The following is a 26,724-nucleotide window of genomic DNA, read 5'->3' as shown; positions in this document are numbered from 1 at the left end:
TGAATTGTATTAATTATAGGTATGATTGTCTTATTTAGTATTATTAGTTGTTTTAAGATAATTTTATAAATACTTGGTTTTTAATTAGGTAATTTAGTAAGAACTAAAAAAAAGAATTATGAGTAATCAAATAAAATCAAGTATTAAAACAATTAGCCCTACAACAGGGAAAGAGGTTAAAGTATATCCTGTAATGTCTGCAGAAGAAATAGATAAGATTCTTGCAAAAGCAGATCAGTCATTCAAGACATGGGGAAAAACAACTATTAAAGAAAGAGCTGCTATCATCCATAAAGTAGCCAATACATTTAGAGAGCGCAAAGTAGAACTTGGTTCGCTTATCACGTTAGAGATGGGTAAATTACTAAAAGAGGGAATAGGTGAGGTACTTCTATGTGCAGATATCTTTGACTTCTATGCTGATAATGCAGAGACATTTTTAGCAGATGAGAAGATCAAGACTCCTCATGGAGAAGCTTTTATTAGCAAAGAACCTATCGGAACTATCCTAAGTGTTCAGCCTTGGAACTTCCCGTTCTACCAAATCACTCGTTCTGCTGCACCTAACTTAATGGCAGGAAATACAATGGTGTTAAAGCACGCTTCTAATATCCCTCAATGTGCAGAGATTATGGAAGTCATCTTTAAAGAGTGTGGATTACCTGATGGAGTGTATACTAATCTATTCGTACCAGGAGCATCTATCGAAGCGATTATTGGCGACCCAAGAGTAAAAGCTGTTGCCTTCACTGGTAGTGAGCCTGCAGGATCTAGTGTAGCTGCCGCAGCAGGTAAACACATTAAGAAAACAACACTTGAATTAGGAGGTAGCGATGCGTTCGTAGTATTAGATGATGCGGATATTAACAAAGCAATCAAAGGTGCCGTAGAAGGCAGACTGTGGAATGCAGGTCAAGTATGTGTATCTCCTAAACGCCTTATCGTAGATAAAAAATTAGCAAAAGCATTTATCGAAGGGGTAACAGAGCAAGTAAAGAATGCTAAAATAGGTGACCCGATGTTAGACGATACACAAGTTGCGCCATTAAGTAGTGAAAAAGCTCGTGAAGATGTACTTAAACAAGTCAATAGAGCTGTAGAACAAGGAGCTAAATTAGTGTACGGTGGACATAAGCTTGACAGAGAAGGATGGTTTATGGAACCAACGATTCTAACAGGTATTAAAAAAGGAATGGATGCGTATAGCGAAGAGATATTCGGACCTGTGTTTATGATTTATGAAGTAGAGAACGAAGCAGAAGCTATCACATTGGCTAATGATACAGAATACGGATTAGGAGGTAGTGTGTTCACAGAGAACAAAGAACGCGGTATCAAAGTCGCTCGTCAGATAGTGACAGGTATGGTGTACATTAACCACGTGACTGGTATCTCACCTGAACTTCCATTCGGTGGAGCTAAGAAGTCAGGATATGGTCGCGAACAAGCGAAGTACGGTATCCACGAGTTTATTAACGAGAAACTAATCAGAGTTACTGATATAGATAAAGCATATTAGTAGTAAGTATTTAAATAGTTGAGAGGAGTCGTCATATATATATGGCGACTCTTTTTTTATAGTGTAGGGATGATCGTATTGGTGATGTAATCTTCTATAACTCCCTTTGTAATTAAAGTGTTTTTTCGATTAATGACAAGATAAATACTTGCTGTCTCACTATCGATATGTTCAAAGTGCAATGGATTAAAATACCTTGAGATGTATTTTTTTTTTATACTAAATATCTTTTTGTGTTGCTAAAGGTATTGTCAGAATTCATTTTATCTCTTTCATCGTCTTTGTGTGCTCCTAAAAACCCAAATGAGGCAGACTTATTATCTTCACTAATGCGTATAGCAATTTGTAAAATTGTATTCATTACAAGAAAGAAATTCTTGACATAGTCACTTGAGGAGATGTTTAAATGACTGTGTTTTCCGAATGTTGTATTTGTATATTTATTAGGTGAAAAGCGTTCTGATTTTAAATAGAATTTAGCGATATAAATATTGTTAGGGTATTCATACAAACTCACTAAATACACTTGATTCAGTATCGTGCTTTTAAATTTAAAAAGGAGGTAATATAGTTTTTCGTCATAATCATAAGTGCGATGTATGAATGAAAAACTATAGAAATTCATTAGAATGTAATGAACTGATATTTACTGCTTCTATTGTGATTGACTTCAGCTTCAGTTAATACTTTAAATGTGTGGTTAATTAAAGCAATATCCGCCTTCACTATACCTTTATTGGATAGTTTATTGGTCTTTATATTTGTCTTAGTTGCTTTCATAATGATTCACTAATTATCTAATAATAAGACAGATTGCTTTGTACAAAAGTAATAAAAATTTTGTACTTATTTAGAAGAGTGGGAAATATTGTAAGTAATTCTCAATGTTATCTGATTGTATTTTAAAAAGTTAAAGAGGATGAGTTGTCATTTATAGTAGTAATGTTAAATGACAGATTTATATCTCATTCCACTTTGCTATCTAAATAATACATCGTAATATTGCGATGTGTTAAATAAGGAGATTATGGGAGTTACGAAAGCAGAGTTATTTAGTGAGAAAAAGAATCGTTTAGCCAATATGTTTAAGGTGTTAGCGCATCCAGCGCGTTTGGCGATATTACAGTATATCATTAACCAAAAGGCGTGTATCTGTAATGATTTAGTAGAGGAGTTAGGTCTAGCGCAGGCGACTATCTCTCAACATCTAAAAGAGCTAAAAAACAGCGGAATCATAAAGGGAAATATTGAAGGCAAGTCAGTATGCTACTGCATCGATGAGGTGGTGTGGAATGAGTTTGCACAAGAGTTTGGTTTATTCTTCGCACAATCAATTCAAAAGAACGAATGCTGTTAGGGCATTTTTTTAAATACTCGTATCGTAATATTGCGATACATTAAGTAATAGTAAAAATATAGAAATATGAGGTTATCAGAAGTAAAACAGGCATTAACAACAATGCAAAACGTAGTATTTAAGTTAGAAGAAGGAAGTACAGTTCCCGCACATTTCCACATTACTGAAGTTGGGCAAATAGATAAGAACTTTATCGACTGTGGAGGTACTATCCGAAAAGAGCAGAAAGTAAGCTTTCAACTGTGGATAGCAGAAGATTATGATCACCAACTCAAAGCAGAGAAATTACTACATATAATAGAGTTGTCTGAGCGATTATTAAGTATCCAAGATGCTGAGGTAGAAGTAGAATACCAACAATCAACTATCGGTAAGTATAACTTGGCATTAGATACAGTGAATAACGCATTTGTATTGACTAACACACTTACAGCTTGTTTAGCAGAAGATGCGTGTGGTATACCAGTGTCCAAAACTAAAGTTGCGTTGTCTTCGCTTAGTGAAACATCTTGTTGTACTCCTCAAAGCGGTTGTTGTTCTGATGAGAAATAAGCGAATGAAGTTTTTAGATCGGTATCTGACCCTTTGGATCTTTATAGCGATGATCATCGGTGTGGGAGTAGGGTACTTTTATCCAGCCATACAAGATGTTATGGCCTCTGTCACGGTAGGAAGTACCAATATCCCATTGGCGATAGGGTTAATTGTGATGATGTATCCTCCATTGGCAAAGGTTGATTATAGTCTATTACCTAAAGCGTTTAAAGACAGGAAGGCATTGACTTCCTCTTTAGTCTTAAATTGGGTGATAGGACCAGTATTGATGTTTATATTAGCTATCTTTTTTTTGCGAGATCAACCTGATTATATGATCGGTGTTATCCTAATCGGATTGGCAAGATGTATAGCGATGGTCTTGGTTTGGAACGATTTGGCAAAGGGAAACAAAGAGTATGCAGCTATGTTAGTAGCTTTAAATAGCGTATTCCAAGTGTTGTTTTACAGTGTGTATGTTTGGTTGTTTATCAATGTTTTACCTGCCAAATTAGGTATAGCGAACTACGATGTACAGATCGATATTACAGCAGTAGTACAGAGTGTGTTAATCTACCTAGGAGTACCATTTTTAGCAGGATTCTTAAGTCGTAAATACTTGGTGAAATACAAAGGAGAGCAGTGGTATAATCACAAGTTTATTCCTCGTATATCGCCGTTTACGCTATATGCCTTGCTATTTACTATTCTGCTCATGTTCTCGTTTAAGGGACAGCAAGTAGTAGAGCTACCGATGGAAGTAGTCAGGGTAGGTATCCCTTTAGTTATCTATTTTGTCTTGATGTTTGCAGTCAGTTTTTGGATGAACTATCGTATTAAATTACCTTATGATCACAATGCTGCTATCGCTTTTACTGCTTCGGGAAACAACTTCGAATTAGCGATTGCCATTGCCATCTCAGTATTCGGAATTCACTCACCACAAGCTTTTGTAGGAGTAATCGGCCCTTTAGTAGAAGTCCCTGTTTTAATCGCATTAGTGAAGCTAAGCCTCTATTGGCAAAAGAAATATTACAAAGCTTAAAGGCTGAGGTAGGGTATTCTATGCTTTTGTAAATATAGAATATAGACGTAGTACTTAGTTGTGCTACGTTTTTTTTGTATTTAATCAGAATCAGCTTTCACCAAATGCTCTGAAGGAGTTCTACTTCATAGCGTTTTCATTAACTCTATAAGCATACTATAATTTTACAGTACTTACTATACCCTATTTTATAATCAGTTTAATGTTCGATTTTTTGGCTTCTGTAGTGTATGAAATACAGATTAATAACTAGAGGCGATTTTAAATACTTTGGATGACACTCTTCCTTGAGATATTATGAGTTGAGAATAATTATACTCTTACCTCTATTTAATTTTTGTTTTAGGTGTTGATTAAATTTATGTCAATATTAGTCTAAATACCCCATTAAAGGAGAGTAAAAAATGATTAATAAGACAATACACGGGCAAAAATTTCTCAGCCCTTGTATTGTCCTATAAATGTTCAAGGAAAGGCAAGCAAGCCTTGAATTTACTAGGAATAAAGGGTGTTTAGGGAATTTATGTGATTTGGATAATTATTGTTAATGTGTTGTTTTGTAGTTGATTAGGTTAAGTAGGCTTAAAAAAAAATGTATATAAATTTAATAAATGGATGTCTAATATCGTCTGTAGAGTGGCTGTGTCAAAAAAAGTGTTGCTTTGGAATGGCTGAAAAGTGCTTTTTTTACTATTTATGAAGATGGAAAGTAAAAAAAAGGATATGTAATTTTAGTAGATTATATATAAAATGGAGGATATATGCTATTAGAAATAGAAAATGGTTTAAACATTAACAGAGTACCATACAATTTAAGTATGGAGTAATTTGTTTTTAACTTATTGGTTTTTAACCAATAGCGTCCTAAATAAATTTAGCACATAGAATATCCTCCCACTTTAGTAGGATACGAGTATATATTTGATAATTTTTAAAACAGAATCCCCTGTTGTAATTTAGGAGGTGGCTTTTCTACTTCATTTAGTGGATTATCGAGCCATAATTGCAGCTGAATTTTCACAAAGAGGTTTAATCTTATAAAAGCTACTAAATTGGATAAATGCCACTTGAATTTAGACTGTGCCCGCAATGCTTTTAGTATTAAAATGGTAATTAACGCCGTCCAAATTTGTATCATCACAGCGTTTTCAGATGTTCCAACAAAAGATTTAATATGTAGTAGCTGCTTTAAATCTCTAAAGAATATTTCTACCATCCATCTACTTTTATACAATTCACTTATAGTATTTGCAGTCCAAGAAAATTGATTGGTAATGAGTTCAATGGCCTGATTATTTTGCTCATCCCACACTGCTACACGCCTTAATTTTTTCGGATATATCTGCTTTGACCTTGTATTAGTTAAGCTAATTAACTCATCTTTTAGGATGTTTTGATGCCTGTTCTCTGGAAGTTCTAATTCCTTAATAGTTTCAAATTTCAAGTATTCTTTATGTCTAATCACAAAGAATACTTGTTTGCTGTCCCAAACATTTAAAAGGCTAAAATCATTGTAGAATCGATCAGCAACTATAACACTGCCTTTGAGTAATGGGATATCATAAGCCCCTTTATTATCAGCCGTTTTACCATTTGTAATATTAATATAAGCCGGTAAATTCCCATCAAAATCAAGGAGTGTATGCATTTTAACAGCACCTTTATTAGTCTTGTATTTTGCCCAATCAAAGATGCTTAAACACAGAGATATTGTTGTGGAGTCTAATAACAGGATTTTTGACTTGATTCGGAACTTCACCTGCTTAAACTTGGGATGCTGTCCTAAACTTTCGAGCAAAGCAAAATAGTATTCTTTAAAGAGCTCATGGGATCTTTTTTTATTCTGATAACTGACTGATGATTTAGATGGTGCTATAGTTAAACCTAAATGATTTAAGTTTCCGGTAGCAGAGCGAAGTCCATTACTAATATCACGAACAGATTTACTTCGAGCAAAATGGCAAAATAACATAGAGATTAAATGACTCCAACTATCAAAACCCTTGTTGTGTTTATCTGTTTGCCTTTCCTTTACTATTTTCTTAAACTTTGAACGATCTAATTTTTGGATTATTTGAGAAAATAAAGTTACATTTGTCATAGAGAGAGTGTTTTTTGGTGTGCAACTCAAAGATAATTTGAGATCCTTAATTTACTCTCTTTTTTTTTGCCTTTTTTTAAGCGTTTAGGACGCTATTGGTTTTTAACTAATTTATTTTGATAACTTAGATTAACTAAAACTATATTATGAAAAAAGCATGCATAATAATTTTAACTTTCTTTATAGCAATGTATTCTTTTGCTCAAGAAAAGGCACCTTTAGTAAGTGGAAAAGTTAATATTTCTATCAAAGAAGGAACTTTTGAATGTGACTTGATTTTATCAGATATTCCTCAGTTAAAGAATTATTATATTCGATTAAATTCAGGCATGAATCCTTTACATTTTAGGAGTAAAGAGCCAAACGATTTTTTAATTTATACGGATAAATCATTTAATGATTCAACTTCTACTGGAGAAACATCAGCTTATTATTTTGCGGATAATACTAAGAAAGGAAAGTTTTTACCAAAATCTCTACAAGTGAGATATGTGGGGAAATTTCCGGTAGCTACTGATACCATATCAAATTACAGTAGAGAGGATTGGAAAGGAAATATAGCTTTTAATAATTATTCAGTTAGAGCAGATGGGAACCAGTCGGGGTGGTATCCTGTTTTATATGATATTGATAATGATATAGTTTATGACAATGTAAGATATGATATTGAGTTGACATGTAAGGATTGTACAACTCTTTATATTAATGGAAGTGCACCTATACAAGGTCAATCGCACCGTTTTAAAAGTGATGTTCCGCAAGAATTAGCTCTTTTTAGTGGTAATTATGAGTTATCAAAATAGATAAAACCTTTATATTAAACCCTAATTTAGATGAGAGTCAAATAAATGAATTTGGCCAATTAATACAATCATTTAAAGATTACTATACAGCTAAACTTAATATTCCTTTTGAGCAGGCAACTGTTTTTATAAATACTACTCCTACTTCAAAGAAGAATGCGTGGATGTTTGTGTCCTATCCAAGTATTTATACTATTGGTTGGGGAGATAAAGGATTGAAAAGTTTGTTTAATCCTAAGATACAGAATTGGTATAGACCATTTATAGCACATGAGTTAGGACATTATTACTTTGGAACTTATAAGGTTTTTAATTCAGAACTTGGGGATATGATGAGTGAGGGATTTGCGGAGTATTTATCATGGCAGTTAACAAAAGATGTTTTAGGAAAGGAGATTTATAATGGAATAGTCTCTAAGAAGATTACAGCTTTAGACAAGTTTAAAGAAAAGATAATTCCATTCAGTAAAATAAAGTCTCAACAAGAGTATTTAAACCGTGAGTTATACGTATACTATTATGCTCCATTACTATTCGAAGCAATACAAAAAGAAATTGGGGATAAACAGATGTGGAATTGGTTGAGAATGATTCTTATGACAGAGACAGATTTTACAAATTATACATTTCTATGTTCTACATTAAAGGAGACACTCAAGGATGATAAAAAGTTTGAGGAGATAAAAGAAAAATACTTTGAAGGAGAGAACTCTATAAAGAATGCTGTTAATAGAATTAATAAATAACAGAATAGAAATAATTATACTAGCGACATTGTTCTCTTGTAAAATACTGTATTTGGATCTGTTAACTATGCCTAGAATTACCTATTTTTAGTGCTTTAAAACTAACGTAAGAATTAGGATGATGGATACAGAGCACAATTATATAAATGTAAATAAGAAAACTTGGAATGAGAAGGTAGAGATACATGTTGATTCTGAGTTCTATAATATGAAAGACTTCTTAGTAGGGGAGACTTCTCTAAACGAAATAGAGTTGAATCTATTAGGAGATGTTAGAGGGAAGAAGATTCTGCACTTGCAGTGTCATTTTGGTCAGGATACTATTTCCTTAGCGAGAATGGGAGCGGAGGTAACAGGCGTTGATTTGTCTGATAAGGCGATTGCTAAAGGGCAAGAAGTGGCAGAGCAGTTAGGAGTAGATGTACGTTTTATCTGTAGTGATGTGTATCAACTTCCAGAGGTATTAAAGGAGCAGTTTGATATCGTCTATACCAGTTATGGCGTGATCGGATGGCTACCTGATATGAACAAATGGGGAGAGATAGTAGCTAAGTTTGTCAAGCTAGGTGGGAAGTTCGTTTTTGTGGAGTTTCATCCTTTGATTTGGATGTATGATTATGACTTTACCAAGATAGAATACTCTTATTTTAATGTTGAGGCTATCGTTGAAACAGAGATTGGTACATATGCAGACACATCTGCTGAATCGGAGTTTAATACTGTCAATTGGAATCACAGTATCGCTGATGTAGTACAGGGAATAGTTAATAATCAATTGCAAATTGCTACGTTCGAGGAGCATAATTATTCGCCTTATCCGTGTTTTAATCACGTGGTAGAGATAGCGCCTAAGAAATATCAGATCAAACCGTTCGGAGATAAAGCACCTTTAGTATATGCTATCGTAGCTAAGCAAAGCTTATAAAATCTGCGTTAACAAAATAACGAGTAATTCTCAAACTCTCATTACTGATTACTATTCATTGATTACTTAAAAATGAAAATACCGCCATTTTATATATTTACGGGAGGACCAGGTAGTGGAAAGACTACACTTCTCAATGCCTTACAAACGAAAGGATACACTGTAATGGCTGAGGTAGGCAGAGCAATTATCCAACGGGAACAAGTAAAGGATAGTGATGTGTTACCTTGGGCGAATAGACAGTTATTTTATGAAGCAATGTTGGAGCAGTCTATAGCTGATTATAGACAACGTACCACAGATGCAGTAGTGCTGTGGGATAGAGGGATAATCGATAGTATAGGGTATGCTGTTTTAGAAGGACTTGATATAAGTAAAGAACAGCATCAACTCGCTTCTAGTCTCCCATATATGCCAACTGTATTTATCTTTCCGCCGTGGGAAGAGATTTATACTCAAGATAAAGAACGCAAACAGGATATGACTATAGCGATTAATACTTACGAAGTAATGAAAATAACGTATCAAAAATACGGTTATAGGGTAGTAGAAGTGCCTACAGGAACTGTCAATGAGCGAGTGAATTTCGTGATTCAGATATTAGAACAAGAAGAAGATGAAAGAAATAATAGAAACAGATAGGTTAATAATTCGCCCTTTAGAAGAAGGAGATGTAGAGGGGATGTATCTCTTAGATAGTGATATGCGTGTACAGGAATATTTAGGTAAGAAACCAATAAAAAGTAAAGAAGAGGCTCTTAATACAATACGTTTTATCAGAAAGCAATATGAGGATTTTGGAATTGGTAGATGGGCAGTGATAGAGAAAGAAACGAATACTTTTATCGGTTGGACTGGATTCAAATATTTAAAGGATGGACCAGGTGGGGTAGCAGAATATTTAGACATAGGATATCGCTTTATTTATGATGCGTGGGGAAAGGGATATGCTACTGAGACTGCAAAAGCTTGCTTGGTGTACGCGGATAAGTATTTGACTGTACTGCCTATACACGCTAGCTCTGAAGTAGGGAATGCTGGTTCTAGGCATGTGTTAGAAAAAGTTGGTTTTAAAGTAGTTGATACACTTTTAGATGAAGGTGTGCCAAATTTTTGGTATATTAGACTTGTATAACAGTAAGCCATAATCGTGAACCGCTATGAATATGTTGATTAGATTATTCGAGCAATATGGGTATTTATCTCCGATGTGTAAAGATGCACTAGAGAGAAATATTCAGATTATTTATAAGAAAAAAGGGGAGTACCTACTAAAGAAAGGTCAACTCTCGGGGAGTCTCTATGTATTAGAAGAAGGATTTGTGCGTGGATTCTATATGCATAATGACCAAGAGATAGATGTGTGGTTTGTATTCGAGCAGATGATTATGGGATCTACTTATCAGATGTATAAGAGCAAGGCATCTCTAGAGTTTATCCAATGTATGGAAGACTGTGTGGTATATGCTATTCCCAATCAAGTGTTGTTTCGTTTTTACAAAGAGTATCCTGAGCTCAACCTGATTTTGAGGAGAGCCACAGAAGATTATTGTTTGCAGTTAGAGGATAGGGCTTTTCAGTTACAGACGATGTCTGCTACAGAACGTTATCATCGATTAATTAAAGATTTAGAAAGCGATGTCCACCGCATCCCTCTTGGTAATATAGCGTCTTACTTGGGTATTTCGCAAGAGACATTAAGCAGAATTAGACGAATTTGATATATATCAAAATAGTAGCCCTCATTTGAGGGCTATTTTTGTACCCTAATATTAGCGTGATATATGAAGAATTTCATCTTTTTGTTCATAGCGATTTGCTGTGAAGTAGTGGGGACAAGTGCGTTGAAGGCATCTAATGAGTTTACGCAGTTGTGGCCTAGTGTATTGACTATTGTGATGTACGCGGCTGCATTTTATTGTTTGAGTTTGACCTTGCGCAGTATTCCTGTTGGAGTGGCGTATGCGATATGGTCGGGGGTAGGAATAGTATTAGTAACTTTGGTGGCTGTTGTACTGTATAATCAGAAACCAGATTTGCCTGCGATAGTAGGTTTAGGGCTGATTATAGCAGGAGTAGTAGTAATCAATGTGTTCTCTAAAATGAGTGCACATTAGTAGTTATAAGTAGATAAATGAGTAATATTGATTTTAGAAACCTGACTTATTTAAAACAAGGTAATGTCGTACAACAGCGTATTGGTGAGGTACTTGAACAATATCGTATAATGGAGACACTTAAGGCTTTTGATCCTGTATTGATAGGAACCTTTCCTATTGATATTGCGATAGAGAGTAGTGATTTAGATATTGCTTGTTGTTTTGAAGATAGGGAAGGGTTTATTCAAGTAGTAGGAATAGCTTTTTCTTCTATGCAAGACTATGTACTGACAGAGGTGATTATTGCTAGTATACCTACTGTGGTTGTCAATTTTACGATAGCTGAGTTTCCTGTAGAGTTATTCGCTCAGGCTATCGCTGTAAATAAACAGAATGGCTACAGACATATGCTGATAGAACATAGGATTTTACAAGTTAAAGACGAGGTGTTTAGACAAGAAGTTATCAAGCTCAAAGAATTGGGAATAAAGACAGAACCTGCCTTTGCACAGTTGTTAGGATTAAAAGGAGATCCGTATAAAGCACTGTTAATGTATAAAAATAGATAGGGGGTAAGGAGTCAAGATACCTACTTTAGCTTATATGCAGTAGGTATCTGATAAATGAATGATTGTACTTATAGCCCAACTTTTCCTTCCGCCCAAAAAGGCTGTGTGATGATATTATTGGCAGACACTCCTTTTGCTCTAAGTGCCTTTCTGAACTTCTGTATACTTTTACTATTACCCATAAGGTAAAATTGTCCGTGCATAATCTTATTCCAACGATAAGTATCTATAGATTCTAGATAATCAACTGCAGGATATACTTCTTTATCATCTGATTTCTCGATGTACTCCATATAAGGTAAATAGTCGTTGGCATATGGTATTGCATTATCACTCAACTCAAGTATACCCTCTAGTTTGTGATTGTTTTTTTTCATTTCTTCTTGTAATGCTTGGCAAAAACCAATACAAGTATCATCCCCATAGAAAAAATGATAATAGGTATTTTCATCATAGACATTCTGACCTCTAGGTAGACTAGACGTTAGCTTTGCTCCGATGGCTACTTCTCTAAAAAAGGTTGTTCCCGGACCTTTAGCTTTCTGATGAAAAAGCACATTGAAGTACCCCTCTTCTTTATTAAAAGCACTAGGTGTATAGTTTCTATATTCTGTATCTGATATCTGCATTAGTATAGCTTGTCCTATCTCATACTTTGAATTAGATAGGTTTGCTTCAAAGCGTATTCTCAACAGTTCAGTACTTATTTGTTCTTTTTGAGTGACAGTAACAGTGATAAACATCTTGCTCCAAGCAGTCTTTACTATAGTTCCTATTAGTTTTGGTATCTTCGGCATATCATTTTTATTTAAAACAAAGGTCTAGATAAACTGATTCTAAATAATAAAACTTTAATAGGAGATGATTGGATAAATAGAGGCGCCTTCGGCTTCAATTAGGAATTAGGAATGTTTGCTTTCGGCATTAGGACATATACGGTATGGATTTTAAATCCGCACTAGCGCAGTTGTTTTATTCGCTATCAACTTCCACAAACTATGTCACCCCTGAGGAACGAAGGGTCTCATTATATTGAGCAAGTATATCTACAAGGAATGTGATCTAATTGCAAATTAAGAATTAAGACAGTTGTATATCACGGCATCACAAAAAAACGATTCCACAACATCACAAAAAGACTTAGGCTCTCACTGTATCCCTAAATTGTAGAGGGGTCTGATAAGTTAGTTTTTTAAACATACGTGAGAAATAGGTATGATCTTCAAAACCAAGGTTAAAAGCAATCTCTTTAACTGGCTTGTTGGTATAATAAAGTAGGCGTTTAGCTTCATCTAGAATAGATTTCTTTAGCCAATAACTCACAGTATGTCCCGTTGTTTTCTTTACACAGTCATTAAGGTGAGCAGTGGTTATGTTCAACTTATTTGCAAAGTAAGAAGGTAGGTTTAAGTGCGTCTGATGTGTGATTAGACGTTTAAAGTTACCTGTGATTACAGTTGGTTGAGACTGCGTACCCAATTCTTTTACTGGTTGCGTATGTGTAGTCTGAGAACAGATGCTATATAGTACTGTAGAGAACAGACCATTGATGATTTGAGTTTTGTGTTGGCTATCTACAGCAGTGTGCTTTTTCATTAATTCAAAAGTAGTAGCGAGCATATCCATCTCATCTTCTTTTATGTTTAGAAGTTGTTGACTATCTGGTAGCGTGTATAGCAGATCATTGATGTCATTAGGTATTCTATACTCTTGTATGCCTAATAGATATCCTCTGAAGTCATCACTGATATGTCTAACGTTGTGTATTTGATGAGGTTTGACGATAAGTATGTTATTGCGTAAGGCAGTGAATGTCTCCATCTCACAGTCCATTCTCATCTCTCCATTAGTAATAATAGATATTACGTAATAATCATCTCTATGCGTATGGTTAATGATAGACTTCTTCTGATCTATATGGATATGATCTTTTACATAAATACCACCTAAAGCTTTAGGAGACTGGCTGTACGTGATAATTTCATTAGTATTAGTCATTTGTATATCATTTAATAGAATACAAATGTATGATAATTATTTAGAATCTATTTAAATAAGTTGTAAAAGTACTATAAGGGAGGAGGGAAGCTATTTAGTGGATTGAATTGTTAGCTTACTTGGCATACATATATCTTACCCACTCTTTTATGTCGTGTGGATAAGCGAATAACTCACCATCTTTTTCTACAAAAGTCTTCCCAAAGAAATACCATTGAAACTCAGTAATAAAGTTCTCAGGTATTGTATCTATTGCAATGAAGTCATTTGCTTTTGATAAGTTATTTAAAAAAAGTAATATCGTTTCTTGTAACTAACATAGTGCAAATGTATAAATAATTTAGCTGCTTTCAAATAATAACTATTTGGCATTCAGTTGTATTTGTTGTTTTTTGCAAATAAAAAAAGGCTTTAAGTAATCACTTAAAGCCTTTAGATATATTATAGTTGCTATTAGTTAGCAGCGTTTACGATAGCGATGAAGTCATCAGCCACTAGAGCAGCACCACCGATAAGACCACCGTCTACATCAGGCTTAGAGAAGATCTCTTGCGCATTACTAGGTTTTACACTTCCTCCGTATAAGATAGAAGTATTCTCAGCTACAGACTTGTCGTATTTTCTGTCAATTTCTTGACGGATAAATGCGTGAATCTCTTGTGCTTGTTCAGGAGAAGCAGTCATCCCTGTTCCGATAGCCCATACAGGTTCATATGCGATAACGATATTACTCCACTGTTCTTTCGTAAGGTGGAATAGCCCATCTCTTAGTTGGTTAAAGATAACGTTTAAGAACTGTTTGTTCTCCCTGTCTTTAAGCTCTTCACCGATACAGTAGATCACACGCATATTATGACGTAAAGCAGTATTTACCTTATCAGCTAATACAGCGTCAGTTTCGTTAAAGAAGTGTCTTCTCTCAGAGTGCCCAATGATAACAGTCTCTACTCCAATAGCTGTAAGCATCTGAGCAGATATTTCACCTGTGAAAGCCCCGCCTTCCGCTTGGTGCATATTCTGAGCAGATACTTGTACATTAGTTCCTTCTAAATGAGCTACAGCACTAGCTAAGTTCACAAAAGTTGGAGCTACGATAACTTCAACTTCTTTTCCTGAAGGTAATTTTTCGATTAACTCATCTAATAGAGTGTGTGTCTCTGCATAAGTCTTATGCATCTTCCAGTTACCTGCAACGATTGAATGTCTCATATTATTGAATTTTTTTAAGTAAGTCTTTTATTTGGTCGAAGTTCTTTTCAGTAGCATTATAGTATGCTATATTTCCTTCTTTATCAACTACGATATAACGAGGGATCCAGTTTAAGTCTAATGACTTACCGAAGTCACCTTTCATCCCTTTTCCTTCTTTAGAGTAATATTGTAGTCCTTCTATACCGTATTTCTTTATTGCTTCTTTCCATGCTTCTTCTGTTTTATCTAAAGAAAGGTTTACGAAAACTACATTAGGAAATTCTTTTTTGATTTCTTTCATTGTAGGTACTGCTTTGATACAGTCAGGACACCAAGCAGCCCAAACATCAATAACAATAGCCTTTCCTTTTTGTTGCTCAAGGATTTGTTGTAACGTAATGGCTTTACCATCTAGTTCAGCGAACTCTTGTTCTAAAGCTCTTTGAGCGAAAGCAGTTGTGTCTTTTACTTGCTCTACCTCAGGTGTAGCAGTAGTTTCATCAGCAAGTGTAGTTGTAACTTCTTCTGTTTTTTGTGTTTCTTCTTTACAAGAAGCAAATGATACAGCTACAAGAGCGATGGCAATAAATATTTTTTTCATAGGTTATATTTCTGTTTTATTGTTTTAATTTAACTTGATTCTAGGGTCTAGATAAGCGTATATCAAATCTACTAAAATAGTAATGATTACGAAAGAAGAAGAGATAATAAGTACAGCCCCCATAATAACAGGTAAGTCTAACGTATTTAATGCATCAACTATTTCTTTACCCAATCCATTCCATCCGAAGATATACTCTACAAATACTGCTCCTGCAAGCATAGAGGCAAACCATCCAGATAAGGCTGTAACCACAGGGTTTAAAGAGTTTTTTAACGCGTGTTTATAGATAATCTGTGCTGTACTCAATCCTTTAGCTTTAGCGGTGCGTATATAATCTTGATTTAGGACTTCTAAGAGTGTATTTTTCATTAATTGGATTACTACTGCTAGTGGTCTAATACCGAGTACTACAGATGGCAATATCGCATTCTTAAGTACTAAGTGTCTTCCTTCTCCGAAGTCATCTACTTCATATAGGCTCCCTGTCATTGATAGTCCTGTGTAGCTGTGTAAGATATATCCGAATATCCAAGCAAATAGGATAGCACTAAAAAAAGAAGGGATACTCATCCCGAATGTACTGATAATAGCAATAGTTTTATCAAGCCAAGTGTTTTTATACAAAGCAGAGATGACTCCTAAAAATACCCCAAAGAACAAGGCTATGCATATAGCTAAAGTTGCTAGAAGTATTGTGTTAGGTAAGGTCTCAGCAAGTATACTACTTACTTTCTTACCACTCTTCTGAAAGCTTTCTCTTAGGTAAGGTGTTTTTAGCATTAGATCATAGTTGCTAATGCTAAATAACACTGTACCTGTATATTTATTCTCTGCGTTATAGCTATAATCACCTGCTGTCTGACTGTGTATAGAGAGAGGAGATAAATCGTTTAGATATAAGAGATACTGTCTTCCTTTTGGTTGGTCAAAGCCATACTTCTTTTTGATAGCAAGTAGTTGTTCTGAATTCTCATTTTGGTCAAGCATCATTCTAGCAGGATCACCAGGTAGGACGTTAAACAAAAAGAACACTACCGTAACTACACCAAATAAAGTGAAGAAAGCGTATAATAGTTTTTTTAAAAAGTAACTTAACAAGGGTAGTTGTTCTTATTTTAAGTTTACAGATTCTCTGTCGTTCCAATGTTTTTTATCTACGATAACACCACTCTCTATCACTACGATACTAGGGTTACCACGTTCGATAGTCTTAAGTGTAGTCCCATCACAAGTGTAATATTCAAAAGGTAGTTTGTGCTTTTTGATTACTTGTTGGATAAGATCAGGACTTGATGCTGTCATACCTGCTACTACATATCCTTTTACGATTGCTTTATTAGCAAAGTCTCTCATAGCCTCTAGACCAGCTTCGTCTGCTCTCTTTAAGTCATACGAGATAAGCATGACTAGCTTAGGTTCTCCCATCATCATCGATAAGTGGTCTTCACCATCTTTATCCATTGTCAAGTCGTGGATAGGAGGTTGGTATCCTTCTGATACTAGCTTTTCTTCTCTTCTAAGGTATTTAGCACCTTCAGGAAGTTTAGTCAATTCTTTATCTGAGAACTTGCGTTCTTCTCCATTTACATCGTAGTAGAACGTGATATCATATACAGCACGTGGCGCATCTTCAGGTATATCCATTCCTTCAGGTATATTAGTACCTATTTTATACACTCTAAAGTCTTTAAGAGGAAGGTGATTAAGTACCCAGTATCCCATAAAACTACATAGTACTAAAGAAGCTAATATGATAATACCATTCACTTTAGACGAGAAGATAGGTTTAATTACTTGGTTATACTTCATAATGATAAGAATCAAGATTAAAAGTACAATGTCTTTCGTAAAAGAGCCCCAAGGCGTTAATGGTACAGCATCTCCAAAACATCCACAGTCTGTCACTTTATTAAAGTAAGCAGAGTAGAAGGTAAGGAATGTAAAGAACACAATCATTAAGAATAATAGCATCAATGTCAACTTTCTTGCATATCCTATTAATAGAGCAACACCTAAAATAACCTCAGCGATGACTAATATGACAGCTAAACTTACTGCGTAAGGAGTCAAGAAAGGAAGATTCAGAACTGCTTCTGAGAAATACTCTTCTAGTTTATAGGAGAACCCCATAGGGTCATTTAGTTTGACTAAACCAGATAGGATAAATAATACACCTACAAAGATTCTAGATAATTGAGCTATTATTTTCATAGTAATTTGATTGTGTTAGTATAGTGGTTTATTGGTTTGGCAACTCTAAGTGTATCAATGCGAATACAGAATAGTTCAACATGTCTTGATAATTTGCATCAATTCCTTCAGATACGATAGTTTTACCTTGGTTGTCTTCTATTTGTTTTACACGTAGTAGTTTTTGTAAGATAATATCTGTTAGAGAACTTACACGCATATCGCGCCAAGCCTCTCCATAGTCATGATTTTTGTCTTCCATCAGTTGTTTTGTTTCGGCTACCTTTTTGTCGTAAAGAGCAGTAGCCTCTTCTACTGATAAATCAGGATGTGTAGACACACCGATCTCTAGACTGATGAGAGCCATGATACAGTAATTGATGATACCGATAAACTCAGGTATTTCACCCTCATCTACTTTGCGTACTACATTATCTTGAATACTTCTAAGCCTAAGAGCTTTGATGTATATTTGATCAGTAAATGAAGTCATTCTTAAGATTCTCCAAGAACATCCATAGTCAGTCATTTTCTTGATATATAAGTTTCGGCAAATAGTAATTACTTGGTCGAATTGAGCAGAAGTCGTATTCATTTAGATTATATTTGTGTAATATTTTTTCAAAAATACTAATAATACTAGCCCTTTGAAAGAGGTCGAAGTATTTTTGATGTAATTAATAATATAAAACTACATAAAAAAGTAACGCATTGCACACAATGACAATAAATTGTAAAGGAGAATTAATTGATTTGAGTACTCCTAAAATAATGGGAATACTGAATATAACACCTAATTCTTTTTTTGATGGCGGACAGTATAAGACAGATAGTGCTTTCTTAGTTCACGCAGAGCAGATGATAAAAGATGGGGCAGACTTTATAGATGTAGGAGCTTACTCTAGTAAACCCAGTGCAGAGTTTGTCAGTGAGCAGGAAGAGATAGAACGCATTGTACCTATCATTGAGTTATTACAAAAAGAGTTTCCTAAGACACATTTATCCATAGATACTTTTAGAGCTGGTGTAGCAAGAGCTACTGTAGAAGCTGGTGCATCGATTATTAATGATATCGCAGCAGGACATCTAGATGAGCAGATGTTACCAACTATAGGAGAACTTCAGGTGCCTTATATTATGATGCATATGAAAGGAAATCCTCAGACAATGCAGTTGATGACTGACTATACTGACTTAGTGAAAGAAGTGAATATATACTTCTCAGAAAGAATAGCAAAAGCTAGAGAGTACAAGATAAATGACCTGATATTAGACCCAGGTTTTGGGTTCGCGAAGACCTTAGAACAGAATTATGAGCTAATGGGTAAAATGGAGTTGTTATCTTCTTTTGAATTGCCTATTTTAGTAGGTATATCTAGAAAGTCGATGATATATAAATTATTTGACATTACACCTCAAGAAGCATTGAATGGCACAACAGTATTAAATACTGTCGCTCTACAAAAAGGAGCACACATCCTAAGGGTTCACGATGTGAAAGAGGCAGTACAAACAAGAGAAATAGTAAAACAATTGAGTATATGAAAAAAGTATTATTATTAATTCCTGCTATCCTGTTATTAGCAAGTTGTAATAAAAAAGAGATGCAGTTAAGTCGTGCAGCTTTTATCGTGGAAGAAGGAGTGGATGATCATTCACCTATTTATTTTGAAACAGGAGAAGATGGGAAGGCTATAAACATCAATGAAGCAAATAGAATAGCAGGTACGAATTATGTTGTATCTATACAGCGTGATCTTAATGTAAAAGAAGTATTACAAGAGATTAAGCGTATCAAAGATCACAAATACGCAGAGGATAATATGCACAGAGATGAGAAGGGCGTATATCTTAGCTATGCTGATACCTTACATAAACACTTGTCTCTATTTCCTATTAAAGGTTTTGACTACGGATTCGTAGGGCCAACTACACTGGATAAGGTAGTATATCTTAAAGATGCTAATAACTTTTTAGTAGAAGGAAAGGCTGTAACAAAAGACCAATTATTAGAAGCAATAAAGGACAAGGATAGCCTACAGTTAGGAGTGAATAAAGATCTTACGTATGAAACTTATCTACAAACGCGTATTTTCTTTGTAGAAAAAGAAGTAGTAGACAAGTTTTTAAAGACAGATTTAATCTATTAGTAGAGTAGTAAAATCGTGAAACGGATTACTGTCAACCATTCACTGTAAACTGTTAATTATAAAACCTATTCGTGGTGATAAGGCTCATTGCGTAGGATAGTAAATCCTCTATAGATTTGCTCTATAATAAATAAACGAATCATCTGATGGGAGAATGTCATTCTAGATAATGATATTTTCCCTTTTGCATTTTTATATACGTCATCTGAGAAGCCATAAGGACCACCGATAACGAATACCAAGGTCTTGATACCCGAGTTCATCTTCTTCTGTAACTCATCGGCAAAGCCAATACTAGTAAACTCTTTCCCCTTGTCGTCTAGTAAGATTAATTGGTCAGTAGGACCTATTTTAGACAAGATTAGTTCACCTTCTTTTAGTTTCTGTTGCTCTTCAGACATATTCTTTGCATTCTTGATATCGGGAATAACTTCTAAGTCAAACTTCACATAAAAAGACAATCTCTTCATATATTCATCCATTAATGTTTGTAATGGTTTACTGTCTGTTTTACCGATTGCAAGTAATTTGATATTCATCTGTCTGATTTATTTTTTGCAAAAGTAGTTTTTTTCTGTAAAACTACCACAACAGTACTATAACCAATGTAATAAAAGGTTACAGATGTATAAGACTATTTTAGTTATAAATGCGATCATAGTGTGTAGTTGATTAAACCATTAGTATCTTATTTTTAATATTTTCTTTCTCTCGTTTTAGCTGAGGTGATATCACAAAGTGGGTAATATATAACCATAACCCAATGAACAATACGCTTAGCACACATAAATGAACAGAGTATCTAGAGATACCTGAGAGTATTGTGATGAATAACCAATAAGCAGTTATTGGAAATGCTAGAATAGATAGTCTAACCCTGTCCATTAACCATCTTTTATTCTCTGTTTTGCTTTCCCTTCTCGTTTGTACACTAACTATGATAAAATATATTCCTGAGATACTGACTGCTAAGAGACCAGTAATAGAAGTAATATCTCTTAGCTCAAAACTCTGTGATAAGTAAGCTATCACCAGGTATAACATATAATATAACCCTGCAGTCATAATTACTTTAGGCCAATGTAAGAAATGCACTATCTCTTTTAATATTAGTTTGATGTAATAGTTTTTTAAAGTACCTTCTTTTCTATCTACCACATCACTAAACCCAAATACCCCAAACTTCTTAAACTCTCTGTCTAAAGCTATTTCAAAGGTAAGTGAAGCATCCTCCCTCCATTGAGACTCTATTCCATTGGCTAAGTGATCGACTAGCTCCAGTTCGATATCATAGTATTCTACATAGTGTTTCTTTACGAAAGTGTGTAGAGCTTGTATTTGGTCAGTAGTTAGTGTTTTTATCATAATTTTACGCTTATTTAAAGGCTTCAGTAGCTTTCACTATTAATCTGAAATCAGTCCCCTCTATAGGTGTATCGGTTTTGTATGTGTATTCTAGGTTATTGTATTTAAAACGAATAGTTTTTGGAACTTCATTCTTGTTGACTATAAATTGAAAATAACCTGTATCATCAGTAGTAGCAACTATTATATTGTTATTTAGAACCTGTATGTCAGCTACACCTTTGTAATCTTGTTTGTCTATAACAGCTCCTAAAAAAACAAAGTCATTCTCTTTTAGAGTTACAATAGGATATTGCTTACCGATCTCTTCTTCTTTCTTTTTGTTTAGATTAGTGCTGTATCTCATAGTGCCATTAATCACTGAGAAATTAAGAATATTCATGTCTATACTGTTAAAAGCTTTCATTCTAGTGTCATAAGAAGCATATGGATATACTAATAACTTGCCATTAGGAAGTTCTATTACTTGACTACCAAAAGTCTGTAGTCTATTAGTATTTACATTTATCCTATCTATAAATATAAGATATTCGTAATTCTTTATTTTACCTGCTTTATAGTAGTGTAAAATAAAGTCTTTGTACTTTAATTGAGTTTCTAAATCAGCGTGTTGTAGTACTAAGAAACAAGTACTCCAACTAGTCTCATCTAATTTTAAATCTTCTCCATTAATTAATCGTTCTATTATAGGAAGTACTATCTCTTGGTTCTTCTTGTCATAGGAAGAGATAGTAGATGATAACTCTTTCTTAGCATTACTATCTTGTTCTTTATCGTATAGATTTCTATAATGTTGGTCTTTGTATAGTACATCGACTAGTATCCTATTTATATCTTCTGATATTTGACAGTAAGATATACTAGTGAATAATAATAGAATTATTAAGTTAATTGTTTTTTTCATCATACTTCAGTTTTGCTTAGTTGTTGTTTGTACGATTTATAAGTAAGCAGTGTCCAGGTTAATGAAAAAGGAACAAATAAAGCCCCTCCAATTATAAAACCTTGAGTGAAGCCTAGTAAATCGCCTTTTTTAAGTAAGTGTTGAAAGATTAGGATACTTATGAATAGCACTAATATTAAGGCATTATAAGAAGTTGTTTTTTTAATTCTCTTCTTTAGATAAACAGCATGTTCACTTGCTATCATTTTGATATAGTGTTTAAGCATAAATACTATATTCAATGAACCTAGAGCTAATAATATTGAAACTATAAAGTATAAACTATTTGAAAACACTAGAGCTGTCATTTGACAAACAGCAAGAATTATCCCCAATAAGATAGAGTTGTTTTTTATTCTACTATCTTTTTCAATCCAGTTTTTAGAGATAAAGTAGGGGGTGTTTTTATAGAGATGAAAAGGATCTGTTTTTAATAAAACCTTCCAGTTTATAAAAGTCTGTTCAAAAGCATCTCTATATTCATAACCTTCATTCATCAGTTCTTCTATCTCACAGGCAATATGATCAAGTACTTCCTCACGAGTATCTTGATATTTGATATTGTACTGAGTGATTAAGAACTCTTCTATTTCTTTTATTTGATCAATAGTAAGTGTTGCCATAAGTGTCTAGTTAATAGTTTTTAATACTCTATCTCTTTCATTTTGGTAGGCTGGCTTTATAATTTTAAGACCAACATAGATACTAAGTATAGTTAAGGTAATACCCGAAGCCATTAATAAACAATCTCCTATAGAGTCATAAGTAGTAGGTAGATTAAAGAACCTTTTGCCCTGCATAATGACATTAAAGAAGATTGTATTTGAGAGTAACGAAAAACTCATAACAGATGAATAAGTACTGTCTAATAGTAGTTTTGTCTTCACTTTTTTTCGTAGCACTAAATCTATTACATAAATATAAATGAATACAATTATAGGGCTCATCATAACTATCATAGTTAAGAATTTATACTCTTGACCTATCCAATGAAGTAATGCTGCAATTAGTAATACTATAGCTAAAACTGTAATTATTAAAGGAAATGTAAAAAACTCTTTTAAAGATTTGAAAAACATATGTTTATATTCTCTGAATTTTTGTTTCTCTCTACTTTCTTGAATAGATAAGAATTTATAAGGACCAAAGTTTTCATATTCTTTAGCTAATAGATATTCTAAGTTATTATTTTCACCTTCAGACCATTTCTCTTCTATAGAAGAAGCTAGGTGATCAGTAAGTTCTTCTATTGTTTCGTAATACTTCACATCTTTACTGATGATAAAGGCTCTTATCTCTTGTATCCGTTCAGTGGTTAGTGTTGTCATAATTGCTTAGTTAATAGTTCTAATATTTACTTTTTGTATTTCTGATATGTAGTAGAGTTGGTATAGAGTAAAAATAAACATCATTGGTAACAATTTGTAAGTAAAACCTCCCCAAAAAAGCAGAAGATAAAATAGAGAAATACCGCCGTAACCTAGTACATCTTTCTTTAGTTGACTTATCCTATATCCTTTGATTCCATAGTATCGGATAGTTATAAAAGTGCCCAATAAGATACTAGTTATACATAGAGAGTTACCTATTATATTGGCTAGATTGTATTCCTCTATTGTGTTTTTAAAGATATAAGGTAATCCTATTCCTATTATCATTGCTAGGATGATACTAAGTACATCTCTCTTAACCCATTGACGACCTAGATAAGAAGGTACATTATGATAACGAATAAACATATGTGGCGTTAAATCATTATGCCATTTATTAAAAGTGTTTTTGAATGCAGTGTCATACTCAGCCCCCTCATTTATCAGTTCTTCTATCTCACAGGCTATATGATCCAATACCTCATCACGAGTATCTTGATACTTGATGTTATATTGAGAGGTTAAAAACTCTTCTATTTGTTTTATTTGGTTGATAGTAAGTGTTTTCATAATTGTTGTATTGAAGGTGAGGCTTTAGTGTATTCTTTTTGGAGTTTTACAATGAAATATCCAATTGCACAACTCATAAACAATGCAAAGAATAACATTAAAGGGTTCACATAGACTAAAGCATTTGGATGTACATCTATATAAAGAATGAATACCATCATATCAATTAAGAAGAAGCTAAACCAACTTAATACAGTTATTTGTTCTTTACAATAGTCCGTTTTATAGTTAACTACTTTTGTTTTAGCATATTTTGTAACACCATATAACATAATATTGGAAGCAGAGAGTAAGAACGCAAGAAATATTAATGAAATATAATTTGATAGGAAAGAATAAGTACTAATCACACCTAATGCAGTTATACAGAAAAGTCCTGTTAACACTTTTACATCTTGTCTGATAAATGTATTTACTACTAGTCTAGGTGTTTTCTTCATTAGTAGTGAAGGTTTTAATTGACTGTGCCACTTAGCTATCGTTAATTTAAAGGCTTCACTAAAGTATGCACCCTCATTCATTAATTCCTCTACTTCACAAGCAATATGATCAAGAACTTCATCACGAGAGTCTTGATATTTGATGTTATATTGAGAGGTTAAAAACTCTTCTATTTGATTTATTTGGTCGGTAGTTAGTGTTTTCATAGCATTTTGTTTTTTTAAGCAATCTGTGTACGACGTTGTCTACTATTTTCTCTAGATAACACTATAATATTGATACAGTGGTATAGTGAAATTAATGATAGTAGATCAAGGTCTCCCATAGTAAAGCCGTTAATCATATATCTGTAAACTTTTGTACCAAGTATAAGAGTGAATACAAGTAGTGTACTACCAGATACCATAGATTTTAGAATCAAATAAGAAGCTCTATAGTTCTGTCTCTTGCGATTCTTCATGAATAGTAGAACAGATAATATAAGCCCTATCAAACTGATCGCAAAGAAGCTAATATTATGAGTGGTATGATCTAATTTTAAAAAGAGTGAATTGATTAAGGCAAATAAGAAAGTAATAACACCTGCTATTCTCCATCTGTTATCATCTCTACGATACCAAGTATTAGAGATAAAAGAAGGAACATGTCTATACTTAAAGTCTTTTCTAGGAGTCAGCATAGGATGCCATTTATCAAATACTTGTATAAAAGCTTGTTCAAACTCGTATCTTGTATGATATAGCTCTTCTATTTCACAGAAGATATGATCTGTCAATTCTTCTTTAAGATTGGCATAACGCACATTATATCTTGCTATCTCAGCGATAATTAGTTGTTGTTGGTTTATAGTAAGTGTTTTCATTGTGTTTTGTCTTTGGTGGTTGCCAATTATGTCAATTTTAGGTTGACAATGTTCTGCATATTGCGGATAAAGCTTTCAAGCTCTTCCATTTTAGAAGTAGTTTCTTTTACTCCAGACTCGGTGAGTTTATAGTACTTACGTACTCGTCCATCTACACGCTCTAGTTCTACATCTAAGAAGCCGTCAGCCTCTAGTTTATGGAGGGCAGGGTAGAGCGCTCCTTCCGTTAAACTCATTTCGCCTTCGGTTACCTCCTTTACCTTCTGTGTAATCTCATATCCATACATTCGCCCATTCTGATCAAGTAATTTCATAATGATGGCATTGAGACTTCCTTTATATAATTGTTGTTGCTTTTTCATACTTAAGATTCTTATGTATAACAAAACTATAAAAAATATTGATACCTCCAAATCTTAGGTATATACTTTTTGGATATTTTTTATATTTTGATGTTTAAATATTTGATAAATGTAGGTAATTGTTTGTTTTAATGTGTTTTTGTTGTTTTGTCTTAATTGAGAATATTGGAGCATTGGCATAATCTTAGTAAGTAATTGAACTGTTTTAGAAAGAAAAGGAGAAATAGTAGCGCTTAAAAAATAAGTTACTTTAATGAAGGAAAATCAAACTTCTTTGTCCATATTTGTACGATACAAACGATTTTTTAATAGGTATGAAAAGATTAAGTTTACTAGTTATTTTATGTGGAGGACTAGCATTGACTTCGTGTAAGAAAGAAAAGAAAATAGAGGCTATCGAACCTCTAGAAGAGGTAATAGAGTTTCAAGAACCTAAGGCTGATGCTTTAGGATCAGATGTGGTGTTAGGAGTAAGTAATTTTATTAAGAATGAGCTTTTGACAGATGCTGACTTGAAGACAATGACAGAAACTGATCGTCAGTTTAAGTTATATTCAATAGACTTAAATAATGATGGCAAAAAAGAGACTTTTGTAAGTTTACCAGGTTCTTATTTCTGTGGTTCAGGAGGATGTACAATGTTATTATTAGATTCGAACTATAAATTAATAACGAAGTTTACGGTAATGCAAGGAGCTATTTTTGTAGAACCTACTGTAGATAATGATTGGAAAATTCTAACTGTGAAATCAGGTGGAGAGTGGAAGTCATTAGTATATGCTAATGGAACATACCCATCTAATCCATCTGTGGTAGCTAAAGCATCTTATGATGCACCAAGTGGTCACGCTGAAGTTGTATTCGACGAGAAACAACTTGAAGTATATGAGTTTTAACTTAGAATCAATGTTGAACTAATCAGCCTCGAATAGATAATCCTATTCGAGGTTTTTTTGTTTTTAAAGGCGCTGATAAATGGG

Annotated in this window: 34 protein-coding genes; 15 read left to right on the top strand and 19 right to left on the bottom strand. The window is 33.8% G+C overall.

Going from position 1 to position 26,724, the window contains the following annotated elements; genetic code table 11:
• Window positions 1–118 precede the first annotated feature (118 nt).
• A complete protein-coding gene (locus LNQ81_RS18100; RefSeq protein ID WP_229949195.1) occupies window positions 119–1,519 on the top strand; it encodes an NAD-dependent succinate-semialdehyde dehydrogenase in 1,401 nt (466 codons plus the stop codon).
• 214 nt (window positions 1,520–1,733) lie between these two features.
• On the opposite strand, the gene LNQ81_RS18095 is transcribed toward LNQ81_RS18100, so the two are convergent.
• Both LNQ81_RS18095 and LNQ81_RS18090 read right to left on the bottom strand, forming a co-directional pair.
• Window positions 1,734–2,144 carry a hypothetical protein gene (locus tag LNQ81_RS18095; RefSeq protein WP_229949193.1) on the bottom strand — a complete coding sequence of 137 codons (411 nt, stop codon included), beginning with the start codon at window positions 2,142–2,144 and terminating at the stop codon, window positions 1,734–1,736.
• Entirely contained in the window at window positions 2,144–2,299 is a 156-nt protein-coding gene (locus LNQ81_RS18090) for a hypothetical protein (RefSeq protein WP_229949191.1), read from the bottom strand. The genes LNQ81_RS18095 and LNQ81_RS18090 overlap by 1 nt, the downstream gene beginning before the upstream one ends.
• Before the next feature lie 247 nt (window positions 2,300–2,546).
• On the opposite strand from LNQ81_RS18090, the gene LNQ81_RS18085 reads away from it, so the two are divergent.
• The 3 genes from LNQ81_RS18085 to arsB all read left to right on the top strand — a co-directional run bounded on the left by LNQ81_RS18085 (window position 2,547) and on the right by arsB (window position 4,455).
• Window positions 2,547–2,876 (top strand): ArsR/SmtB family transcription factor, encoded by a 330-nt coding sequence (locus tag LNQ81_RS18085; RefSeq protein WP_229949189.1) that lies wholly within the window; start codon window positions 2,547–2,549, stop codon window positions 2,874–2,876.
• Window positions 2,877–2,942: 66 nt separating this feature from the next.
• The gene (locus LNQ81_RS18080; RefSeq protein ID WP_229949187.1) at window positions 2,943–3,428 is read left to right on the top strand and encodes a DUF6428 family protein; all 486 of its coding nucleotides are present in this window, start codon (window positions 2,943–2,945) and stop codon (window positions 3,426–3,428) included.
• A 4-nt stretch (window positions 3,429–3,432) separates the two neighbouring features.
• A complete protein-coding gene (arsB, locus tag LNQ81_RS18075) occupies window positions 3,433–4,455 on the top strand; it encodes an ACR3 family arsenite efflux transporter (RefSeq protein WP_229949331.1) in 1,023 nt (340 codons plus the stop codon).
• 931 nt (window positions 4,456–5,386) lie between these two features.
• Here the strand turns inward: arsB and LNQ81_RS18070 are convergent.
• Window positions 5,387–6,556 carry an IS4 family transposase gene (locus tag LNQ81_RS18070; RefSeq protein WP_229949185.1) on the bottom strand — a complete coding sequence of 390 codons (1,170 nt, stop codon included), beginning with the start codon at window positions 6,554–6,556 and terminating at the stop codon, window positions 5,387–5,389.
• Window positions 6,557–6,702: 146 nt separating this feature from the next.
• Here LNQ81_RS18070 and LNQ81_RS18065 point away from each other — a divergent pair, with 146 nt between their 5' ends.
• From LNQ81_RS18065 to LNQ81_RS18030, 8 genes are all read left to right on the top strand, one after another.
• Complete coding sequence (locus tag LNQ81_RS18065; protein WP_229949183.1) at window positions 6,703–7,359, top strand: hypothetical protein; 657 nt, start codon at window positions 6,703–6,705, stop codon at window positions 7,357–7,359.
• 164 nt (window positions 7,360–7,523) lie between these two features.
• Entirely contained in the window at window positions 7,524–8,105 is a 582-nt protein-coding gene (locus LNQ81_RS18060; protein ID WP_229949181.1) for a gluzincin family metallopeptidase, read from the top strand.
• Between the two features lie 121 nt (window positions 8,106–8,226).
• Window positions 8,227–9,030 carry a class I SAM-dependent methyltransferase gene (locus tag LNQ81_RS18055; RefSeq protein WP_229949328.1) on the top strand — a complete coding sequence of 268 codons (804 nt, stop codon included), beginning with the start codon at window positions 8,227–8,229 and terminating at the stop codon, window positions 9,028–9,030.
• Window positions 9,031–9,102: 72 nt separating this feature from the next.
• Window positions 9,103–9,672 (top strand): AAA family ATPase, encoded by a 570-nt coding sequence (locus LNQ81_RS18050; RefSeq protein ID WP_229949179.1) that lies wholly within the window; start codon window positions 9,103–9,105, stop codon window positions 9,670–9,672.
• The gene (locus LNQ81_RS18045) at window positions 9,647–10,165 is read left to right on the top strand and encodes a GNAT family N-acetyltransferase (protein ID WP_229949176.1); all 519 of its coding nucleotides are present in this window, start codon (window positions 9,647–9,649) and stop codon (window positions 10,163–10,165) included. Before LNQ81_RS18050 ends, LNQ81_RS18045 begins: the two co-directional genes overlap by 26 nt.
• 25 nt (window positions 10,166–10,190) lie before the next feature.
• Window positions 10,191–10,751: a Crp/Fnr family transcriptional regulator gene (locus LNQ81_RS18040; protein ID WP_229949174.1), complete on the top strand. Its 561-nt coding sequence runs from the start codon at window positions 10,191–10,193 to the stop codon at window positions 10,749–10,751.
• Between the two features lie 63 nt (window positions 10,752–10,814).
• On the top strand, window positions 10,815–11,147 hold the full coding sequence (locus tag LNQ81_RS18035; protein ID WP_229949173.1) for a DMT family transporter: 333 nt from the start codon (window positions 10,815–10,817) through the stop codon (window positions 11,145–11,147).
• 17 nt (window positions 11,148–11,164) lie between these two features.
• Window positions 11,165–11,698, top strand: a complete 534-nt coding sequence (locus tag LNQ81_RS18030; protein ID WP_229949171.1) for a DUF4269 domain-containing protein — start codon at window positions 11,165–11,167, stop codon at window positions 11,696–11,698.
• A gap of 68 nt (window positions 11,699–11,766) precedes the next feature.
• Here the strand turns inward: LNQ81_RS18030 and LNQ81_RS18025 are convergent, their stop codons facing one another.
• The 7 genes from LNQ81_RS18025 to LNQ81_RS17995 all read right to left on the bottom strand — a co-directional run bounded on the left by LNQ81_RS18025 (window position 11,767) and on the right by LNQ81_RS17995 (window position 18,276).
• Complete coding sequence (locus LNQ81_RS18025; RefSeq protein ID WP_229949169.1) at window positions 11,767–12,495, bottom strand: FAD-binding oxidoreductase; 729 nt, start codon at window positions 12,493–12,495, stop codon at window positions 11,767–11,769.
• A gap of 343 nt (window positions 12,496–12,838) precedes the next feature.
• Complete coding sequence (locus LNQ81_RS18020; protein WP_229949167.1) at window positions 12,839–13,696, bottom strand: AraC family transcriptional regulator; 858 nt, start codon at window positions 13,694–13,696, stop codon at window positions 12,839–12,841.
• A gap of 453 nt (window positions 13,697–14,149) precedes the next feature.
• Window positions 14,150–14,905, bottom strand: coding sequence for a triose-phosphate isomerase (tpiA, locus tag LNQ81_RS18015; protein ID WP_229949165.1), 756 nt, complete (start codon window positions 14,903–14,905; stop codon window positions 14,150–14,152).
• A 1-nt stretch (window position 14,906) separates the two neighbouring features.
• The gene (locus LNQ81_RS18010) at window positions 14,907–15,488 is read right to left on the bottom strand and encodes a TlpA family protein disulfide reductase (protein WP_229949163.1); all 582 of its coding nucleotides are present in this window, start codon (window positions 15,486–15,488) and stop codon (window positions 14,907–14,909) included.
• A 24-nt stretch (window positions 15,489–15,512) separates the two neighbouring features.
• Window positions 15,513–16,589 carry an ABC transporter permease gene (locus tag LNQ81_RS18005; protein ID WP_229949161.1) on the bottom strand — a complete coding sequence of 359 codons (1,077 nt, stop codon included), beginning with the start codon at window positions 16,587–16,589 and terminating at the stop codon, window positions 15,513–15,515.
• A gap of 12 nt (window positions 16,590–16,601) precedes the next feature.
• Window positions 16,602–17,702, bottom strand: coding sequence for a BT_3928 family protein (locus LNQ81_RS18000; protein ID WP_229949159.1), 1,101 nt, complete (start codon window positions 17,700–17,702; stop codon window positions 16,602–16,604).
• A 28-nt stretch (window positions 17,703–17,730) separates the two neighbouring features.
• Entirely contained in the window at window positions 17,731–18,276 is a 546-nt protein-coding gene (locus LNQ81_RS17995; RefSeq protein ID WP_229949158.1) for a DUF1599 domain-containing protein, read from the bottom strand.
• A gap of 125 nt (window positions 18,277–18,401) precedes the next feature.
• Between LNQ81_RS17995 and folP the strand changes: the two genes are divergently transcribed.
• Together folP and LNQ81_RS17985 are read left to right on the top strand one after the other, a co-directional pair.
• Window positions 18,402–19,226: a dihydropteroate synthase gene (folP, locus tag LNQ81_RS17990; RefSeq protein ID WP_229949156.1), complete on the top strand. Its 825-nt coding sequence runs from the start codon at window positions 18,402–18,404 to the stop codon at window positions 19,224–19,226.
• On the top strand, window positions 19,223–19,831 hold the full coding sequence (locus tag LNQ81_RS17985) for a hypothetical protein (protein WP_229949155.1): 609 nt from the start codon (window positions 19,223–19,225) through the stop codon (window positions 19,829–19,831). The genes folP and LNQ81_RS17985 overlap by 4 nt, the downstream gene beginning before the upstream one ends.
• A gap of 65 nt (window positions 19,832–19,896) precedes the next feature.
• Here LNQ81_RS17985 and rlmH read toward each other — a convergent pair whose 3' ends face one another.
• The 9 genes from rlmH to LNQ81_RS17940 form a co-directional block, all read right to left on the bottom strand.
• Window positions 19,897–20,370 carry a 23S rRNA (pseudouridine(1915)-N(3))-methyltransferase RlmH gene (rlmH, locus tag LNQ81_RS17980; RefSeq protein WP_229949154.1) on the bottom strand — a complete coding sequence of 158 codons (474 nt, stop codon included), beginning with the start codon at window positions 20,368–20,370 and terminating at the stop codon, window positions 19,897–19,899.
• Window positions 20,371–20,503: 133 nt separating this feature from the next.
• Window positions 20,504–21,196 carry a hypothetical protein gene (locus tag LNQ81_RS17975; RefSeq protein ID WP_229949152.1) on the bottom strand — a complete coding sequence of 231 codons (693 nt, stop codon included), beginning with the start codon at window positions 21,194–21,196 and terminating at the stop codon, window positions 20,504–20,506.
• A 10-nt stretch (window positions 21,197–21,206) separates the two neighbouring features.
• Window positions 21,207–22,103 carry a hypothetical protein gene (locus tag LNQ81_RS17970; protein WP_229949151.1) on the bottom strand — a complete coding sequence of 299 codons (897 nt, stop codon included), beginning with the start codon at window positions 22,101–22,103 and terminating at the stop codon, window positions 21,207–21,209.
• A complete protein-coding gene (locus LNQ81_RS17965; RefSeq protein ID WP_229949150.1) occupies window positions 22,100–22,762 on the bottom strand; it encodes a hypothetical protein in 663 nt (220 codons plus the stop codon). The genes LNQ81_RS17970 and LNQ81_RS17965 overlap by 4 nt, the downstream gene beginning before the upstream one ends.
• Before the next feature lie 6 nt (window positions 22,763–22,768).
• The gene (locus LNQ81_RS17960) at window positions 22,769–23,467 is read right to left on the bottom strand and encodes a hypothetical protein (protein ID WP_229949148.1); all 699 of its coding nucleotides are present in this window, start codon (window positions 23,465–23,467) and stop codon (window positions 22,769–22,771) included.
• A 6-nt stretch (window positions 23,468–23,473) separates the two neighbouring features.
• Window positions 23,474–24,079, bottom strand: coding sequence for a hypothetical protein (locus tag LNQ81_RS17955; protein ID WP_229949147.1), 606 nt, complete (start codon window positions 24,077–24,079; stop codon window positions 23,474–23,476).
• A complete protein-coding gene (locus tag LNQ81_RS17950) occupies window positions 24,076–24,726 on the bottom strand; it encodes a hypothetical protein (RefSeq protein ID WP_229949145.1) in 651 nt (216 codons plus the stop codon). Before LNQ81_RS17950 ends, LNQ81_RS17955 begins: the two co-directional genes overlap by 4 nt.
• 14 nt (window positions 24,727–24,740) lie before the next feature.
• Complete coding sequence (locus LNQ81_RS17945; RefSeq protein WP_229949144.1) at window positions 24,741–25,382, bottom strand: hypothetical protein; 642 nt, start codon at window positions 25,380–25,382, stop codon at window positions 24,741–24,743.
• Between the two features lie 26 nt (window positions 25,383–25,408).
• Window positions 25,409–25,744, bottom strand: coding sequence for a PadR family transcriptional regulator (locus tag LNQ81_RS17940; RefSeq protein WP_229949143.1), 336 nt, complete (start codon window positions 25,742–25,744; stop codon window positions 25,409–25,411).
• A gap of 314 nt (window positions 25,745–26,058) precedes the next feature.
• On the opposite strand from LNQ81_RS17940, the gene LNQ81_RS17935 reads away from it, so the two are divergent.
• A complete protein-coding gene (locus LNQ81_RS17935) occupies window positions 26,059–26,640 on the top strand; it encodes a hypothetical protein (RefSeq protein WP_229949142.1) in 582 nt (193 codons plus the stop codon).
• The last annotated feature ends 84 nt before the right edge of the window (window positions 26,641–26,724 follow it).

It is taken from the genome of Myroides oncorhynchi (assembly GCF_020905415.1).
Classification (GTDB): domain Bacteria; phylum Bacteroidota; class Bacteroidia; order Flavobacteriales; family Flavobacteriaceae; genus Flavobacterium; species Flavobacterium oncorhynchi_A.
Note: the sequence above shows the minus strand (reverse complement) of the source record. Positions and strands in the feature narration are given on the sequence as shown.